The following is a 17,040-nucleotide window of genomic DNA, read 5'->3' on the forward strand; positions in this document are numbered from 1 at the left end:
TATGATTAGTAAGGATTGTAAGAATTGTGAAAATTTAGATATTGATAATAAAGAGTATCCTTGTAAATTGGATAATCATCTTAGGTGTACTATTTTGAATGATTTTGTTAAAAGAGAAGGCTGGAAAAAAGAATTATTTATGTGAGGATGTTAACAATGGAAAGGTATAGTTTGAAATTAGGAAGATTCTACGAAGACGATAAGATTTTACAGCATGAGGAAGTTCTTGACTTATTGAATAAATCACATGAGGAAGTTATGAATCTTCGTTATGATTTAACCAAGTTTAAGTTGGTTATGCTTGAGATTATCGAGGATTTGGAAAAAGGCAAAGGCAATGATAAGTATGTTAAATGGATTAAAGAGAATGTAGATGTTACATTAGGGTAAATGGGAATTATGGTTTATAATGGTAAATGGATAGATTCTTTTGATGTTCGAAAATATTCTGGTGAAAGAAAAAGTTGCAGAAATAAAATAGTGTTGGAAACACCATCAATAATTTACTACTTCACACATGAACAATGGAAAGAATTCAAGGAAAAGGTGAATAGTGTATGATAAAAGAAGCGCATGTTTGCAGCCAATGCAGGCATAAATTTAGTGTACCGACAGATCCCAATTTTAAAAGTTGGGAGTTATGTTGCAAAAAGAAAAGTAAGGATGTTAATCCTTGTGGTGGTTTGACTGATTGTGAATTATTTGAGGAGGAAATGGTATAAATGGTTAAGTTTGTTGATTGTAAATTCAATGGTAAGCATGAATTAAGACATGAACTTACACGTGAAATAATGATTGCATGTAATGAAAGTATACCTGATTACGATAAATTAAATATTTTTAGGGTTGAAGATTATATTCACCTGTTAATTGATGAATCACATTACAATCCTAATAAGAAATATTTCCATATACCGGATATGAATGTGAAAATCCCTTTAAAAGTATTTAAGAATGTTGCAATAGAATATATACTTGAACATAAAAAAGAATTTTTATTAAATAAATATTCTTAAGTTGAACATCCCCTTTTATATGAAAAAAATGTGATGTTGCTGAAAAAAATAAAAAATGATCCACAAACAATATTCTGGGTAACCAAATGTAAATACTGTGGATCACTTTTTATCAAATTCCAAAATGCTACAAAATATTGTAGCCCAAAATGTAGAGGAAATAGTGATCTTGAACATACTGAAAAACGTGTACGTAAACACCGTAAAAACCATAGTAAAACAGATGACTACTGGGGTCTGGGTAGTGGTTATTTACACGGAACACCAAAAAATAATTTTGAAGAGGAACATAAAGCTATATTAAGGGAACGCAGGAGATTAAAATTACCTGCAAAATAAAAATGGATAAATGGAGAGTAATTACTAATGGGATTATTTACTTCAATTAAAAAAAAGATTACTAGAAATAATCAATGGGAGTATCATTTTAATCCTCAAAAAAGCAAATATCATGATTATGAAGAAAGTTATTTTAAACAACCAAGCACTGGAAAAATTTTAAGATTAACGGCCAGAGATGCTTTAGGTTTAATATCTTTTCATGATCATGGGTGGGATGCTCAAAAGTTATTTGATGATATGGATTGGGGTTCTACAAATTATGAAAATACTATTTCTGTAGATAATCTTCAGTTATTTTTAGATGAATATACTAAAGGACATATGAATCAAGCAATTAGTTTCATATGTGATAATAAAATCGAATATAATTATTCAGATAAAAAAGATTATTTAAAATAAACTTAATCTTTTTTATTTTACTATTTTTTTCTTTTTCGTTACAGTGTACTATTGAAGGGGGGGAGTATATACTTTTATAAGGCATTTATATATTTTATTTTCATATGGTGAAAAAAATGGATTGTGTATTTTAATGATGGGTTATGAGTATCAGCATAAACATGTTTCAGGTTTGCGATGCCCTGAATGCGATGAACACAAGGAGATACTCTATGATACTCATCATAAATTAATCTATTGTCGAACATGTGGATTAATACTTTATGAAATTAGTCGTTTGTAAAAAAAAGAGAATATATTCTGGTTTATAAATGTAAAAAAAATACTATTTAACCTTGGACATTTTGTATATTATGAAATTTAGGGAAAAAAATGATTGTTAAAAGTCTCCGCCATTCTTTTTCCTCCTTAAAAAAAAATAGATCTCCAATTGAGATTATATTAAAATTTTAGTTTAAAAATATATTATAAAAAAAAAGGGAAAATATACAATAACCATTTTTTCATTGTTTGAAAAAATAGGATGTTTATATGTTTTAATCAAGGTTTATACTTCTTCTTCTTTTTATTTAAGATGTGTAGGTAAAAAGTTAGAAAATATGATTTTTTTTATCCCATCTCATTCAATTTTATTATTCGCCTACCATTTTTCTTAATATTCAGAACCGTTCAACAAAAAACACTAAAACATATTATTTCATTCAATCTTATTTTATAAAAACACGGGACTTTAGAAAATCGTGTTTAATAAAATATTAAAAAAACTGAACAAAACAACAAAAAAAATAGAAAAGGAGAAAATAAAACAATGGAATTCGATAACAAAACAATACTCATAATAGGACTAATACTCGGCGCAATCTGTGCAATGACATACCACTACGAACAAATAGCACTAGCAATAGTATCAGGACTAGTAGGATACCTCAGCAAAGACTCAAACATCACAATCAATAAACAAACAGAACACGACGAAATCGAAAAAACATGAAAAAAAAATAAAATTAGGAGTACAGCATATCCATGACTCTAGAAAACCATGAGTGTGTACGTGAAGAACAATTCATCAACATAGAAAAAAGACTCACAAGCAATGAGGAAAAAGTCAAAACAATCTTCAAACAGAACGATAAACTTGAGGAAACCCTAAAAAAATTAGACTGTACACAAGACCGTCTTGCAATTGAAATAGCCGAATTAAACAATACATTCACAATCCTGAAATGGTTAGTGGGTGTTTTAATCACATTATTCAGTGGAATGTCAGTATTTCTCGTAACAGAATTAATAAAGTTGATTTAAAATGACAACAAACTGGGAAGAACGACAAACTGATGAAAAAGACAACACCGAATCAGTAAGAGCATTTGAAGTATTCACACAATACCTATATCTACCAAAACCTAGAATGTCCTATTCTAAATTCGAAAAATGGTTAAAAAAACGCTACCAAGAACTACCAGACACTGCTATAAAACCCACATCAAAATCTAATATAGAATATTGGTCTAAAAGATGGAACTGGAAACAAAGGTGTGATTTCTTTGATTTACAATATATTGAAAAATTAAGAAAAGATAATAAAGTTCTTGTTGATGATGCTTTTGGCAACCAGGTCCGAACTCTTATTGAACAAATTGATGATCTTGATGATGAAAGAGAATCTATAAAAAAATCTGATGTTGAAGAGGATAAGAAAATTTTAGCGTTAAAACGTAATAGTGAGAATAAAGCTATTCTCATGAAAGAATTACGTTTAATCATGGGAATGTCTACTGACAATAATAAATCAGTAGTTGAACATAACGGATTAAAAAGGTTGGCTGATGCTTTCAAGTAATAAACAATATTGGAACTGGGGAGAAACAAGTCCCAAAAGTAAAGATTTTTTCAATAATAGTGATGCTTGGATTAACATTGCTGAAGGTGCGGTTAGATCTAGTAAAACAGTAACTTGTAGTGCCAGATGGTTAAAATTTTTATGTGAAAGTCCTCATGATGAATTTTTAATGAGCGGTAAAACAATCACTACATTAAAAAGGAATGTATTGACTAATTTTTTTAAAATGCTAAATACTGAGGATATTTGGTATCATCATGATAGGTATGAAAATATCCTGGAAGTTGAAGATAAAACAATTTATCTTATGGGTTTTAATGATGAAGGAGCTACTGATGTTGTTGCCGGAATGACAGTTGGAGGATGGTACGGTGATGAGGTTACACGTAACCCAAAATCTACAATTGAAATGGCAATAAGTAGATGTAGTTTACCTGGAGCAAAAATGTTCCTTAACATGAACCCGTTAAGTCCTTACCATTTTCTCTACACTGATTACATTAACAATAAAGAATTACTCCAAGCAGGTACTGTTAAAGTATGGAAATTCTTATTGGAAGATAACCCGAACCTTCCAAAACAATATGTTGATGAACTAATCAGAGTTAACAAGAAAAATCCTTTGTTTTATAAAAGGAATATTTTAGGTCAATGGGTAATTGCTGAAGGAGCAATCTATGACATGTTCGATGAGGAAGTGCATGTGTATAATTCTCCTGTTAAAGTGGATGATATGAATATTACATGTGATTATGGAGTCAGTACAGTCACAACATTTGGAGTAATAGGTTATAAAAAAGACATAATCAATGGGAATACCTATTACTTGATGGATGAAACATATTACGATGCTGAAACTAAAGGTGTAACTCAATCAGATAATGATAGAGTAGATGATTTAGTTAAACTCCAAGACAAACACCATCTTAATAAAAACAATACTATTTTCCTACCTCATGATGCTGCCAGTTTAAAAGCAGCTGCTAAAAAAGACAAAAGAATAAAAATGAAAGTGAAAACTTATGCTCCAGATACCTTTGAAGACATCACCACTATTCAAAATTTATTTGCTACAAATCATTTTTTCATAAATTCAAAATGCAAACATAGTATTACTCAAGCCCAATCTTATTGTTGGGATACTAAAGCTCAACAACGTGGTGAGGATAAACCATTAAAAGTTGACGATCATTGTCCCGACATGTGGCGTGGAGGAATATTAGGACCTCGTAAAAAAGGATTCCAATTAAGAAAACGTAAAAAGAGATGATTAAATTATGGTTAAAATTGTAACAAGCACATTTCTTAAAGATGCTGTAATCAAAAGCGTACTCAATGAATATGATGTGAAAAGTCAAGAGTTAAGTGAAGAGGACATGAACTATGGTGATGAAGCCATAGAACCACCATTCAACCCATTCCAATTAGAAAAATTAAGAGACATATCAGGATTACATGATATTTGTATTACCGTAAAATGTGAAGATGCAATCTACAGTGGTAAAAAGATTATCAGTAAAGAAGGAATGGAAATACCTGTTGAACTTGAAGAATTCTTGAATGATTTTCAATTTGATGAGGAATGTGAGTCATTCTTAAATGACTTGGAAACTTATGGTTTTGCAGGATTGGAGATATTGCGTGAAGGATCTGTATTTAAAAGTGTGAATCATATTCCTTCACTGTATCTTCGTATGTGCCGTGATAAAAAACGTGTTGTTCAAAAAATCGGTAATCAAAAATCATACTTCAAACTATATGATCCAATGAATGCTCAAAGGTTGAATAAATCCACCGGAGTCTTTGAAGAGGAGATTAACAGGGATGCAATTGCAAATGAATTACTATGGTTTAATGGTAAAAGTAATGAGTCAAAGGTTTATGGTAAACCCAAGTACTTAAGTGAATTAGATGCTATTTTAACAGACAATGCAATAATTGAATATCAACAAGGACATTTTAAAGCTAAAGGAATTCCCAACTATGTGATTACTGTTACGGGAAGTATTGAGGAAAAAGACGATTACAGTATGGATGATTTTGAAAGAGATCTTGAAACTGAATTCAGTACTGTTACAAATGAACCTGGAACTGCATTGGTGATGTGTGTTCCTAGTGATGGTGATGCACCAATCAATGTTAATGTGCATAAAATAGGTGAGGAGAAAAAAGAAGGAAGTTTCCTTGCATTAGCGGAAAGTGTGGCAGATAGAATTTACAGGATTCATAGGGTTCCACGTGAAAGATTAGGTGAAAGTAAATCATCCGGTATTGCAAGTAACCGTACTGAAATGTTGCTTAAAAATTATTCTAAAAGTACTGTGGGTAATGCTCAAAAAAGAATGGCTAACTATATTAACAAAACCATCATCAAATATGAATTCAGTACTAATGATCATAAAATAGAATATCTTCCGTGTAACTTTGATGAGGAGGATAAAGTATTGGATAGGGGCATTAAACTATTGCAGAATGGTGCAATGAGATTAGGTGAGTTTATTAACAGGTTTGGTGAATCATTTGAGTTGCATATGGATGAAAGTGATGAGTATTATAATGCAAGGTTTATGAATAATCAGTCATTGGATAGTGTGCTGTATGGTGATGATCCGGTGGATGCTGAAGGGAAATTAAATAGTCTGATTGCTGATTTGGATGAAGATCTAAAAGCATAAATTCATAAAATATTAATGGAGTGTGTATTAGTGTGTATACATATCAACAAAGGTTAGAATATGCTCGTAAACTCAAAAGATTACATGAACTATATGTAATCAAAGACAACATTCACTTAACCTACAAGTATAAAAATCAAAACAAAGCCATACATAATGCACATTCCTTGCAGGATAAGATTATTAATTCCATAATTGATGATGCAGTATATGGAAATGCAAATGCTATAAAAAATATTGATTCTACTATCGAAAAGTTAATGACTTCAACTTTAGAAAATGAGCGTAAGCGTATACATCATCAAAATGATAAATATGTTAATCGTGCTGTAGAACTAAATTCTGAAAGATACACTAAAATATTAACTAATCGTATCAACACTGAAGCAATTAAATTAGAGAGAAAAATAGAATCTGAACTCAGAAGTGGAGTACATAATGGTTTAAGTGAAGCACAAACAAGAAAAGCATTGCATGAAAAATATCAAGATACTGCTAAAGCAAGAATTAAAAATATTATTAAAGATAGTGTACATACTAATGAATCTAATATTAGTTTTATTAATGCTTTAAATGAAGGATACTCATATAAAGTGTGGATGAATGGTCAAGGTAAAGGTAAAGTAAGAGCATGGCACCGTGCTAAACTTATTGCACCAGTACCCATTGATGAATACTTTGACATTTACGGTCATTATCATGCTCAAGCAATGTATCCTGGAGATTTATATGCTGGTGCTGAAAATGTTGCCAATTGCAGATGTTGGTTAAGATACACAAATCGCAGACCTGAAAGGTTAGGTCAAAAACAAACAGTCTTCAATATACCTCAAACCTCATACTTAAACTCATCAAATAATCAACGCAAAAATCCATTTGGTGAAGGAGTAAAAGTAAAACCAATAGAAACAATCAAGACAACTATATCACATAATACTAAAAATTTATCTTCAAAAATTAAAAATGTTAGTAAGAAGATCTATGACAAAATAAAACCAAAAAATCAAAAGTCTAAACCAAAAAGAAAAAATAATGTAAAGAGATATAAACGTTTTAAAGGAATTACTAAAAAGGGGATGTTGCCAAATAAGGAACAAATCTCAGATTATTTCTCTAAAGATGTTACTAAAACTTCAAAATTTGATAATATCATTGATAGATGGGCAAATACTCCTCTCGATAAAAAACTTAGAATATTTGCAAATTGTGGATTTGATTATAAAAAATTAGAAAAATTACTTTTAAAAGATAAAAATGTTTTAAATTATTATATTCCCATGCTTATGAGAGAAGCTAAAATAAGTCTCCAACAAATGGAAAAATTGATGAGAAATAGTTATACTAAAAAAGACATGGTATTCTACAGACAACAAGAAGATTTATTTTTAGGAAATGATCCTCAAATTGGTAACATAATTGAATGGGATTCTTATAATTCAGTATCCATATCTAAAGAAGGATTAAGATATTTCCAGAAGAAATATAAAAAACAAAAATGGGAATTTACAATTTTAGCACCAAAAGGAACACGTGGTGTGTATATTTCACCAAAAGCAGGGAAAAAATATGCTCCTGAAATGGAATTTATTTTGGACAGGCATACAAAGTTAAAAATAATAGATATTGATTATGTTTCTCATAAAGTAAAACTTAAAGTTATTATATAATTTTATATAGTCTATAAAACAAATTTTATATTATAACAATTGTGTGGAATTATTATGGGAAACCCTATAAGAATTAATGAAGATTATTTAAAAAAACATTATCGTGAAATGATGAATGTTAATGATGTGCCATTACCATTAGGTATTTTAGAGTTGATAGTTCCAGACATTGAAAATATAATGATTGAAAAAATTAAAAATGGTGGTAAAAATTCAGTATATGTTAAATACAATGAGGGATTTTTCAGTAAACCTAATGAAAATTTTCTTGATGAATCATTTAGATTATTAAAATTATATATTGAAAAACACCCAGAGCATTCTAAGTTAATATTATAATTTTTACTTTTCAAATGCTCTCTTACTTAATCTTAACATAATACTATTTAATATAATAATGTTTGAAACATTGATGAGTTGAGAAACATGTTCGATATATCAGTATTTTTGAATAATATATGGAATACTTTAAGTTTAATATATAATCTACTTTCAATTATGGGGTTGTTATTTATGGTTATCCAGTTTATGGAATGGATTTTACCCTATAAAATTAATTTATTTAAAAATTATATCAACAAACCAATTAGATCATTTTTGAATAGGGAGACAAATATTCAATCATCTGTATTTAAACATTATACTTCTCAAGAAGAACTTGACTATGTTTTTAATGAGTTTATTGAAATTTTTTCAGAGGAACATAACTTTATTAAAGAGATAAAACCATATTCTTTAAGATTATCTTTTAATAAACGAGATATTCCTTTTGATATTACAATTACAGTTAATGAGAAAAAAAGAAAACTTGATTTATATTATAGTCATTATTTCACTTTTAAGTTTAAGAATTTTGAAAAATATATTAATGCTCAGTTTGATATATTAAGCAAACTAGATAAAATAACTACTATAAACTCTGCTTCAAATAATATTGAGATAAATTTTTCATCCGATAAATTTCAATATTTTAACAATTTTAGAAACATTATTGGAGACTCCTTTTATTCAGATAACTTAAAAGTAAACTTTAAAGAAAATGGAAAAATTGAAATGAATTTTTCCGTAGAAAATGATATTAATTCTATTGATTATATAAAAAATAACTTAGAATTGGCTTTTAGAGATTAATTTCAGCGAGAATAATATCTTTAAAATAGTCTACAAAACTTTCGTAGGTTGCTTCTTTTTTGTTTGAAGAAAATTTTTGTGTACTAATCCCAATATTGTATCCTAATGTTTCAGATAAGAAGTTGATATAAGGTGAATTTTTTGCTTCTTTTAAAAATTTATCATAGTATGGGCTGCGGTTTCCATGTTCATCTTCTAAATTTCCATAAAGTCCTGCAGTCGTTTCTCTTTCACCTAGATCATTGAACCAACGTGTATTAACAGAAATTGCATCTTTATTTATTATTTTTGCCATATGTTCTGGGGTTAATTCCATAGGTTTGATTAGTATTTGTCTCATTTCTCCTTGGTTTATATGTTCATCAGAACATATTTTTACTAATTTTCCAACTAAAAACTTTATGGATTCTTCTTTACCACTAATTAACAAATAATTTTTATTTTGAGTGAATATTGTCCAAAATTTAGCTTCATGTGAGTAAGGATATTCAATGAGATTGCCTCTAATTTTAGTACTATGTTTGAAATCATGTTGAAATTCAAAATAAATGGTGTCTTCTTCCTGTTCGGATAGATTGTCAATGGTTACATCAAGTGAAATTTCACCGATTTTTCCAACTTCTTGTTTGTATTCAGAATAAATTTCTTTAAATTTTTCTTTGCCAATGCCTTCTAGTGTATACCATACTAATGAAACTGTCACTTTTTTCACTTCCTTACAATATTGTATTTGGTTAGTTGATTTATATAATATTTTGTTTAATTCGTTACAGTGTATTTTGAAGAGGAAAAAATTAATATTAACTGTTTTATTTTCACGTATCACTTTCATGTTTCTTACCATTAATTTTTTTTCCTCTCCAATTTCTATCTTTTAAATAAAAAATTAAACCTCAAAAATGGGGGTAAAATAAAATATGATTGTTAAAGGTCCAGTACTAGTACCAGACATACCTGATAAAGCTGGGGACGTACTTGATGAAGAAACAATTAGAAAAGCACTACTCATCATCGCACGTAATGGCGTACTAATGGATGTACAACACAGCCTAATGAACGTAGGAAAACTATTGGAGTTATACATTACCGATTCACCAACAGAATGGATGGGTAACACATTACCTAAAGGAACATTATTCGCTAGTGTTGATGTGTTAAAAGAAGATATACAACAAGCAATACGTGACGGTAAATACACTGGTTTCAGTATATTATCTGCACCAATAAAAACTGTTCAACAAATGGACAGGGGGATACATTAAATGGCTAGATTAAAGTTTAAAGACATTAATGAATGGACTCCATCCAGTATTAGTATTGTAGATGAACCTTCACATCCACTTTGCCATTTCGAAGTGTATGAAGATGATGATGAATATGTTAAAAAATCAATAGATATAACTGGAAGTGAAATCATGGCTGAACCAACAGGAAAAGCAAATGAAGAAGGTAGGGTTTCTGTTAGTGAAAGTTTTCTTGAAAAACTTTTAGGAAAATCCATCACTAAATCAACAGAACCACCTACTGAACCACCAGCACAACCACCTAAACCTAATAATGGCGATAAAAGTGCTGCTGAAAAAATCATGGAAAAATTAGAAGCAATGAATAAAAAAATCGATGCCATTGATGGTAGAGTATCTAAACTTGAAACTGATAAAGACCCAGAACCACCTAAAGATGATGATGAGGGTAATCCTGCACCCGGTGCAGTAGGTAAAAATGATGATAGTAATAATCAGGGAAATGATCCAGAACCACCAGAAGATAATAATGCGGTTTTAGATACTAGAACTGTTATTGCTAAATCACAAGAATTAGACCCAGATAAAAGTACAGTTTCCACCACTAATGATTCTTTCATGAAAAGAACAGGTAGGAATAGTAATGGTATGACCTGGTAAAAAAAATAATAATTTTATATGATCATCAAAATTTTTACAATTTTTTTATAGAGGTATAATAAAATGTCAATAGCACTAGTTGAAAACACTATCCGTGACCGTATCATAAATGGAAAAGGATTCGTTACTAAATTCGTAGATATTGGTAAAGGAAGTGGAAAATTAAACAATGGAGTATTACAAGCAGAAAAATCTGACAAATACATCCAAGCATTAAGTAACAAAGCAACCTTCCTCGATAAAACCAAACTCATCCCCAGCCACAATCACAAAAGACAATTGGACATGATGAGTTTTGACATTGAACTCGAAGCTGGAAGAATCAATGGAACACCACAAACATTATCTGATGCTCAACACCCAACTTTCACAGATGCAAGTTTCGATGCAGAAGAACTAAGAGCATTAACTGGATTACATCGTACAGTATTATACGATTCCATTGAAGGTAAAAACTTCATGAACACTTTAACCAACACCTTTGCAGAAGCAAACGGTCTTGCATTAGAAAGAATTCTTTTATATGGAGATAAAAATTCCACTGACTCTTCTGCATCATCTGGTTATAAAGTCATTGATGGTATTGTTAAAAAGGTAAGGGATAATAGTGACATTGCTGTTGAAGAAATCGATTTAACAGCAACCGATTCCAACCCATTAAATGAACTCCGTAGAATGATTGATTTATTCCCTGATAAATATCAAATTGATGGAGGAATGGCTTGTTTCGTACCTCCAGTATACAGAAGAACATTACACAGATTTGTCGCTGATAACAAGGACAAATATGGTGATGTAGCTTCCATTACTACAGATGGTACATTAATAGTTGAAGATATTCCAATTATTGCGATACCGCAATTCAGTACTTTACGTAATGGATTCACTAAAAAACCAATCTTCTTAACTCACAAAGAAAACATTCAATGGTTAGCAGACCCTGATAACATCATGGTCGAATCCCAATTCATGTTAAGAAGTAACACTTACGATATTGCTTCAACAATGTATGCAGATATCAACTTTGCATTTAAAGATGCTACTAGTCTTGCATGGTTAAAGGAAGCATAATTCCTTCAACACCAACAGTTACCAGGAATATTTCAGTATCTGTAACAGATGGTGTTGAAGGAATTGAAAGTGTTGATGTTGTATTGGAAGATGCAGATGAAAATCAATATACTGGTAAAACTGGAAGTGCTGGAGGATGCACAATAAGTAATGTTCCAGAAGGAAGTTACACTGTAATGGCTTCCAAGACAGGATATACTGTTTACACTGGAAACATTACAGTAAGTGAAGAAAACACTACGCTTACTATTACTTTAACAGCAGAATAATTATAAAAAGGAGGTAAGAGGTCTTGTATTGTACAGTTGAGGATGTTAAAAACATGAGTGGAATCAAACCTAAAAATCTAGGATATAAAGACAATGAAACTGAATTTAACAAACTTATAAATGAATGGATTTCACAAAGTGAAGGATTAATCAATTCTTACTGCAACAGAAAATGGGAAGAAGATACACCTTCGGCTGTGAAAAATGTTTGCATTAGATTAGTATCTAACATGATTGCATTTCATCTTTCACGTGGTGAATCACCAATCAAGAAAGTCAATGATTACACTACTAAAATTTACTCAAGTGAAGTTTTCACAAATGACTTAAAACAAGACCTTAAACCTTTTAAGAAATCATCACGAGTAAAAGTATTCAAAATATAAAAGGTGGATATAAAATGGTTACAATTCACATCAAAGTTGAAAGTGATATTCACCTTGCAGAAAACGCAGTTGAATTTAAAAAGAAATTATTGGATCAACTCAGTGAAAATACTAAGAATATTCTTGAAAAAAACACTCCAAGAAAAACAAGTCGTGGAGCGAATAATTATAAAATTACTAAATCTGATGACAAGCATGAAGTAACCAATGATGCTTTTTGGTTACCATTGGTTAATGATGGTACTGGAGTTTATGGTGTAAGACGTGCTGTGATAAGACCTAAAAAAGCAAAAGTATTACATTTTACTTGGAGGGGTAGGGAATGGTTTCTTAAATATGTTAAAGGTCAAAAACCTCAAAAATTCGTTGAAAGGAGTATACCGGAAATATTATCTTCTGCTGAAAGTGCAGTTGTAATTGCTAAGAAAGGAACATTGGAATAAAAAAAAATAATGGTGTGTTTATAAAATGTTGAATATTATTAAAGGTCCAGAAGCAGTAACAAGAATGGTGAAACAATGCATCACCAAAGAACTTACTGAAGACGGAATTTTATCTGATGTTGAAATGTTCATTCCTAGTTATCGTTCTGATGAAGAAATCGAAGAACCATGCATATGGTTATTTGAACAAGAAACAACAATAGCAAGTGGAAAAGGAACACTTTCAAGCAAATTAGAACTACAAACTCCTTTCGAATTTTATTGTATAGTATATGACGAAGATGACATAGAACAATCAGAAATAAAAGGAAAAAACTTAGCAAGTAGAATAGCAGCATGCATTGCTAAAAATCATATAAGAGTGCTCAAAGAAGATAATACGATGATTCAAGGTTTAAGACCAGTATTTGAATCATTAGCTCCAGTAGGATTCATACAAGATGATGAACTTGGAGAAAAAGTACCCATTACAAAGCTAAGAATTAATTTCATTTATTACGTTGATTGGAAAATATGTTGTGAATTTGAAAACCAAATATAATGAAAAAAAAAAATAATGGTGATTAAACAATGGTAGATAGAGGATTTGGATTATGTCAAGAAAGCACATACGGAGAAGTATTAAGTACTTCCGAATTCAATGAATCCCAATTGGACTGGTGGAGTGAAGCAGATACTGCAGACTTTAAATTAAATGATAAACCAGTTACAAAATCAGGTTCAAGTAGAATGAACAAACGTTCACGTGCAGGAATCATCAAACCAACCGGAACCACAAAAGCAGATGCAGATTTACAAAGATTTGCAGTATATTTCAGAGCATATCTTGACAATTACAAATACACTGCAGGTTCTGGAGACGTACATACTCATGAATTCTGGGGTGGAGAAAATAAAAAACTCCAATCATTCAAAGCCGTATACGTAGCAGACCAATTAAAAAAATATATTTTTGGCTTATTATGTGAGGGCTTAAAATTCGAAGTATCAGATGAATCCATGAGCGTGGAAACAAACTGGATTTATAAAACAGAACATGCAGGAATTATTGGTAAAAATGGTGAAACATTCAATAAACCAGAAGAACTTATCAATGATTTATTCTTAATGTTCTATGACATAAGCTTAGAATTAAATAATAAACCAATGACTGGTATAGGAACTAATTTATCTTTTGAAGGTAAAAACAACCTTGCAGTAGATAAGACTGTTGGTTTTGGTTCAAGAGCACCGCAAGCTTGTGCTTTAGCACAAAAAAGAGAAAACACACCAAGTGTAACTATTAGTTTAACAGAAGATACAATCGAATCAATTATTGCAGCAGAATATGGTAAAATTGGTGAATTAACTGTAGGTGACAGTGGAGCATATGAACCTTCAAGATGCACTATTCTTGAAATTCCATTTGCAATAAATGTGAGAATGTGCGAGTATCCTGATTTATTAATGAGAATAGTATTCCCAATGTGCACTCTTGCTGTTGAATACGATATGAGTGGTGCAGACAGTATTGATGCTACTATTAGTATGGAAACATTAGGTTCAAATGAAATCACTCTTGCTGATGAAACTACTAAAGTTCAAACTGATATGTATGTATTACTCAAAAATAATCAAACAGAAATAGGTGTTGATTCCACTCCCATAGGAGAGGAAACTCCTGAAACAGTAAATATTAGTGTATCAGTAAATGATGGTGAAAATCCAGTAAACGGCGCAAGTGTAAGTATTAATGAAATATCTTCAACAACCGGAAGTGCTGGAGGATGCACATTAAATAATGTTCCAATAGGTGCTCAAACTATAATTGTAACTGCATCTGGGTATGAAAATTACTCTGAAACAATAAATGTTTCTAATGAAAATATTACTTTTGAAATAAAATTAAATAAGGAAGGTGAATAACTTTGGTATTATCAATATCTGAAATATTAAACGGAAGAGATGATTATCATGAGTATCATATTAAATCTCTCGATGGTGAAATTTGCTTAAGACCTTTGACAAGTGGAGAATGGGATAAAATCGATGAAATCAAACAAAAAGATTTAGGAGATTACACCATTAACGAAAAAACAATCACCAAAAAGAAAAGAAGAGTTAAAGGTGAAATGGAATCCAAAGCAAAATTCAACATCAATGCTTCAAGTAAAGCTACTAAAAAAGCAATGTATGAAGCAATCAGATTAAGTACAGATAACCAAGGTAACCCTGAAAAATGGACTTTAGAACATATTAAGAAACTCCATAAGAATGAGGTTACTGAAATTTATGAAAAAATCGAAGAAATTTCAGGAGCTAATGAGGAAGACTTAGAAGCTGAGATTGAAGACTTTCCTGAAAACAGCTGAAGGTACAAGAATCATATGGCTTGATTATTGTGGTTATCACTTAGCAGAAAAACAAAATGATTTAACTCCAACCCAAGCATTATTAATTAGTAAAGGCAGAATGAATTTATACAAGGAGATGAATGAAGTAAAAGATTAAAATTAAAACTTTTATTTTTATTCATCTCCTTTTTTTTTAATCAAAAATTTTTAAATGGAGGTGAATAATTGGATGGTATCTAAACAAGTAATTCGTGTAATAATAGAAGCAGAAGAAACAATAAGTAAAGCTGCAAAACAAGCGGAAAAAGCAATACATGACATGGGAGTATCAGGCAAACAAGGTATGGAAGGAATTAATCAAGCATCACATACAGCACAACAAACCATGTCACGAATGGAAAAATTCGTGAAATCTGCAAGAACCCAATTTGACAGTCTGCGAAAAAGTGGATCATCAGCATTTGATAAAATCAAACAAAAAGTAGGAAATGCTGTTAATAGTATTGGTAAAATTACAAATGTTACGAATATTGCTTCTAAAGCAATGGACAGAATCAAAGGAGTTTCTGATGGAGTTAGAAGCAAATTTGATAGTTTAAAAAATTCGGTATCTTCATTTGGTTCATCAAGTACAAAAACATTTTCTGAAGTAAGTAATAGTGAACAAAGAGCATTAATACCTTTACAACAATTAGGCACAGAAGCAGGTATTGTTGGTTCTAAAATGGATTCTTCATTTATAGAAGTCAAAGGAACAGTAATGGGAACTGGTTCACGATTTGATAATTTAAAGACTAAGATAGTTAACTTCAGTTCCACTGCAAAAAATAGTATCACTCAAGCATTTACTAGTGCAACTGCAAGTGCAAAAGGCAAACTGGCAGGATTAGGTAACAGCATTACTCAAGCAAAAGCAAAACTAAATCAATTCAGTGCATCTGCAAGAGGTGCTGGTGGAGGATTGGGATTCCTTCGAAGTGCGGCATCAATGACTGTAGGTATGATAGGATATGACCTTGTCAACAGTATGGCGCAATCTGCAAGACAATCTATAAATGCAGAAGCAAACTTCGAAGCATTTGGAAAAAGACTTGAAGGAATGTCCTCTTCAGGTTTAAAAGATTTTTCTAATGCAGTTGACAATATGCAAAGTAAATTTAGAAAAGTGGATATGAAAGCAGTAGGTGCTAGTGCATTAGAAATGGGTGTAAAATTAAAATTACCTGCAGAATCAATGAGAGAGTTAACTAAAACAACTGCTGTAATGTCAAGTGCATTTGTAAAAGAAGGACGTACTCAAGAAGATGCAATATTAGCTGTTTCTGATGCGATGGATGGGCAATTCCGTAGGTTACAAGAATTAGGTATCTCTCAAGACATTTTAAAAAACAATGGCTGGGACGGAGATATTAATAATAAAACCTTATTGCTCCAAGCAATGAATAAAACATTAGATGAAATGGGATTCACAGAAACTGCTTCTCAAATTAATACTTTAGATGATGCTTATCAAGCAATCACAGTTAGTGGTGGAAAATTATTAACTGCAGTATTAGTCCCAATA

General features: G+C 30.8%; 24 protein-coding genes and 1 pseudogene. 24 read left to right on the top strand and 1 reads right to left on the bottom strand.

The genetic code is table 11. The features are described from left to right. Positions 1 to 156 precede the first annotated feature (156 nt). The 13 genes from Q4Q16_RS08780 to Q4Q16_RS08840 all read left to right on the top strand — a co-directional run bounded on the left by Q4Q16_RS08780 (position 157) and on the right by Q4Q16_RS08840 (position 9,070). The gene (locus Q4Q16_RS08780) at positions 157 to 390 is read left to right on the top strand and encodes a hypothetical protein (protein ID WP_303347353.1); all 234 of its coding nucleotides are present in this window, start codon (positions 157 to 159) and stop codon (positions 388 to 390) included. Between the two features lie 167 nt (positions 391 to 557). Then, positions 558 to 722 carry a hypothetical protein gene (locus tag Q4Q16_RS08785; protein WP_303347354.1) on the top strand — a complete coding sequence of 55 codons (165 nt, stop codon included), beginning with the start codon at positions 558 to 560 and terminating at the stop codon, positions 720 to 722. Continuing rightward, positions 723 to 1,016 (top strand): hypothetical protein, encoded by a 294-nt coding sequence (locus tag Q4Q16_RS08790; protein ID WP_303347355.1) that lies wholly within the window; start codon positions 723 to 725, stop codon positions 1,014 to 1,016. It abuts the gene before it with no gap. A gap of 33 nt (positions 1,017 to 1,049) precedes the next feature. Then, positions 1,050 to 1,355 (top strand): hypothetical protein, encoded by a 306-nt coding sequence (locus tag Q4Q16_RS08795; protein ID WP_303347356.1) that lies wholly within the window; start codon positions 1,050 to 1,052, stop codon positions 1,353 to 1,355. Positions 1,356 to 1,382: 27 nt separating this feature from the next. Further along, positions 1,383 to 1,757 (top strand): hypothetical protein, encoded by a 375-nt coding sequence (locus Q4Q16_RS08800; RefSeq protein ID WP_303347357.1) that lies wholly within the window; start codon positions 1,383 to 1,385, stop codon positions 1,755 to 1,757. 808 nt (positions 1,758 to 2,565) lie between these two features. Beyond that, positions 2,566 to 2,748 carry a hypothetical protein gene (locus Q4Q16_RS08805; protein WP_303347358.1) on the top strand — a complete coding sequence of 61 codons (183 nt, stop codon included), beginning with the start codon at positions 2,566 to 2,568 and terminating at the stop codon, positions 2,746 to 2,748. Positions 2,749 to 2,780: 32 nt separating this feature from the next. Further along, complete coding sequence (locus Q4Q16_RS08810; protein WP_303347359.1) at positions 2,781 to 3,059, top strand: hypothetical protein; 279 nt, start codon at positions 2,781 to 2,783, stop codon at positions 3,057 to 3,059. Position 3,060: 1 nt separating this feature from the next. After that, complete coding sequence (locus Q4Q16_RS08815; RefSeq protein ID WP_303347360.1) at positions 3,061 to 3,597, top strand: hypothetical protein; 537 nt, start codon at positions 3,061 to 3,063, stop codon at positions 3,595 to 3,597. Beyond that, a complete protein-coding gene (locus Q4Q16_RS08820) occupies positions 3,584 to 4,867 on the top strand; it encodes a PBSX family phage terminase large subunit (RefSeq protein WP_303347361.1) in 1,284 nt (427 codons plus the stop codon). Before Q4Q16_RS08815 ends, Q4Q16_RS08820 begins: the two co-directional genes overlap by 14 nt. Before the next feature lie 7 nt (positions 4,868 to 4,874). Further along, a complete protein-coding gene (locus Q4Q16_RS08825) occupies positions 4,875 to 6,272 on the top strand; it encodes a phage capsid protein (RefSeq protein ID WP_303347362.1) in 1,398 nt (465 codons plus the stop codon). A gap of 32 nt (positions 6,273 to 6,304) precedes the next feature. Further along, on the top strand, positions 6,305 to 7,939 hold the full coding sequence (locus tag Q4Q16_RS08830; RefSeq protein WP_303347363.1) for a hypothetical protein: 1,635 nt from the start codon (positions 6,305 to 6,307) through the stop codon (positions 7,937 to 7,939). Between the two features lie 54 nt (positions 7,940 to 7,993). Continuing rightward, positions 7,994 to 8,278: a hypothetical protein gene (locus Q4Q16_RS08835; protein WP_303347364.1), complete on the top strand. Its 285-nt coding sequence runs from the start codon at positions 7,994 to 7,996 to the stop codon at positions 8,276 to 8,278. 87 nt (positions 8,279 to 8,365) lie between these two features. Further along, positions 8,366 to 9,070 carry a hypothetical protein gene (locus tag Q4Q16_RS08840; protein ID WP_303347365.1) on the top strand — a complete coding sequence of 235 codons (705 nt, stop codon included), beginning with the start codon at positions 8,366 to 8,368 and terminating at the stop codon, positions 9,068 to 9,070. Here the strand turns inward: Q4Q16_RS08840 and Q4Q16_RS08845 are convergent. Beyond that, a complete protein-coding gene (locus Q4Q16_RS08845; protein ID WP_303347366.1) occupies positions 9,060 to 9,902 on the bottom strand; it encodes a hypothetical protein in 843 nt (280 codons plus the stop codon). The genes Q4Q16_RS08840 and Q4Q16_RS08845 overlap by 11 nt on opposite strands. Positions 9,903 to 9,987: 85 nt before the next feature. Here Q4Q16_RS08845 and Q4Q16_RS08850 point away from each other — a divergent pair, with 85 nt between their 5' ends. From Q4Q16_RS08850 to Q4Q16_RS08900, 11 genes and pseudogenes are all read left to right on the top strand, one after another. Then, positions 9,988 to 10,332, top strand: a complete 345-nt coding sequence (locus tag Q4Q16_RS08850) for an XkdF-like putative serine protease domain-containing protein (RefSeq protein ID WP_303347367.1) — start codon at positions 9,988 to 9,990, stop codon at positions 10,330 to 10,332. Next, positions 10,333 to 10,974 (top strand): hypothetical protein, encoded by a 642-nt coding sequence (locus Q4Q16_RS08855; protein WP_303347368.1) that lies wholly within the window; start codon positions 10,333 to 10,335, stop codon positions 10,972 to 10,974. It begins immediately after the preceding gene. A 63-nt stretch (positions 10,975 to 11,037) separates the two neighbouring features. After that, a complete protein-coding gene (locus Q4Q16_RS08860; protein ID WP_303347369.1) occupies positions 11,038 to 12,045 on the top strand; it encodes a phage major capsid protein in 1,008 nt (335 codons plus the stop codon). Next, entirely contained in the window at positions 12,027 to 12,314 is a 288-nt protein-coding gene (locus Q4Q16_RS08865; protein WP_303347370.1) for a carboxypeptidase-like regulatory domain-containing protein, read from the top strand. Before Q4Q16_RS08860 ends, Q4Q16_RS08865 begins: the two co-directional genes overlap by 19 nt. A gap of 23 nt (positions 12,315 to 12,337) precedes the next feature. After that, complete coding sequence (locus Q4Q16_RS08870) at positions 12,338 to 12,700, top strand: hypothetical protein (RefSeq protein WP_303347371.1); 363 nt, start codon at positions 12,338 to 12,340, stop codon at positions 12,698 to 12,700. 14 nt (positions 12,701 to 12,714) lie between these two features. Continuing rightward, complete coding sequence (locus tag Q4Q16_RS08875; protein WP_303347372.1) at positions 12,715 to 13,143, top strand: hypothetical protein; 429 nt, start codon at positions 12,715 to 12,717, stop codon at positions 13,141 to 13,143. Between the two features lie 64 nt (positions 13,144 to 13,207). After that, positions 13,208 to 13,684 (top strand): hypothetical protein, encoded by a 477-nt coding sequence (locus Q4Q16_RS08880; protein ID WP_303347373.1) that lies wholly within the window; start codon positions 13,208 to 13,210, stop codon positions 13,682 to 13,684. A 29-nt stretch (positions 13,685 to 13,713) separates the two neighbouring features. Continuing rightward, positions 13,714 to 15,048, top strand: coding sequence for a PEGA domain-containing protein (locus Q4Q16_RS08885; RefSeq protein ID WP_303347374.1), 1,335 nt, complete (start codon positions 13,714 to 13,716; stop codon positions 15,046 to 15,048). A 2-nt stretch (positions 15,049 to 15,050) separates the two neighbouring features. Then, entirely contained in the window at positions 15,051 to 15,494 is a 444-nt protein-coding gene (locus Q4Q16_RS08890; protein ID WP_303347375.1) for a hypothetical protein, read from the top strand. After that, on the top strand, positions 15,469 to 15,633 hold the full coding sequence (locus Q4Q16_RS08895) for a hypothetical protein (protein ID WP_303347376.1): 165 nt from the start codon (positions 15,469 to 15,471) through the stop codon (positions 15,631 to 15,633). Before Q4Q16_RS08890 ends, Q4Q16_RS08895 begins: the two co-directional genes overlap by 26 nt. Positions 15,634 to 15,705: 72 nt before the next feature. After that, positions 15,706 to 17,040, top strand: a pseudogene (locus Q4Q16_RS08900) (phage tail protein); the annotation flags it as partial.

The organism is Methanobrevibacter sp. (genome assembly GCF_030539875.1).
GTDB lineage: Archaea > Methanobacteriota > Methanobacteria > Methanobacteriales > Methanobacteriaceae > Methanocatella.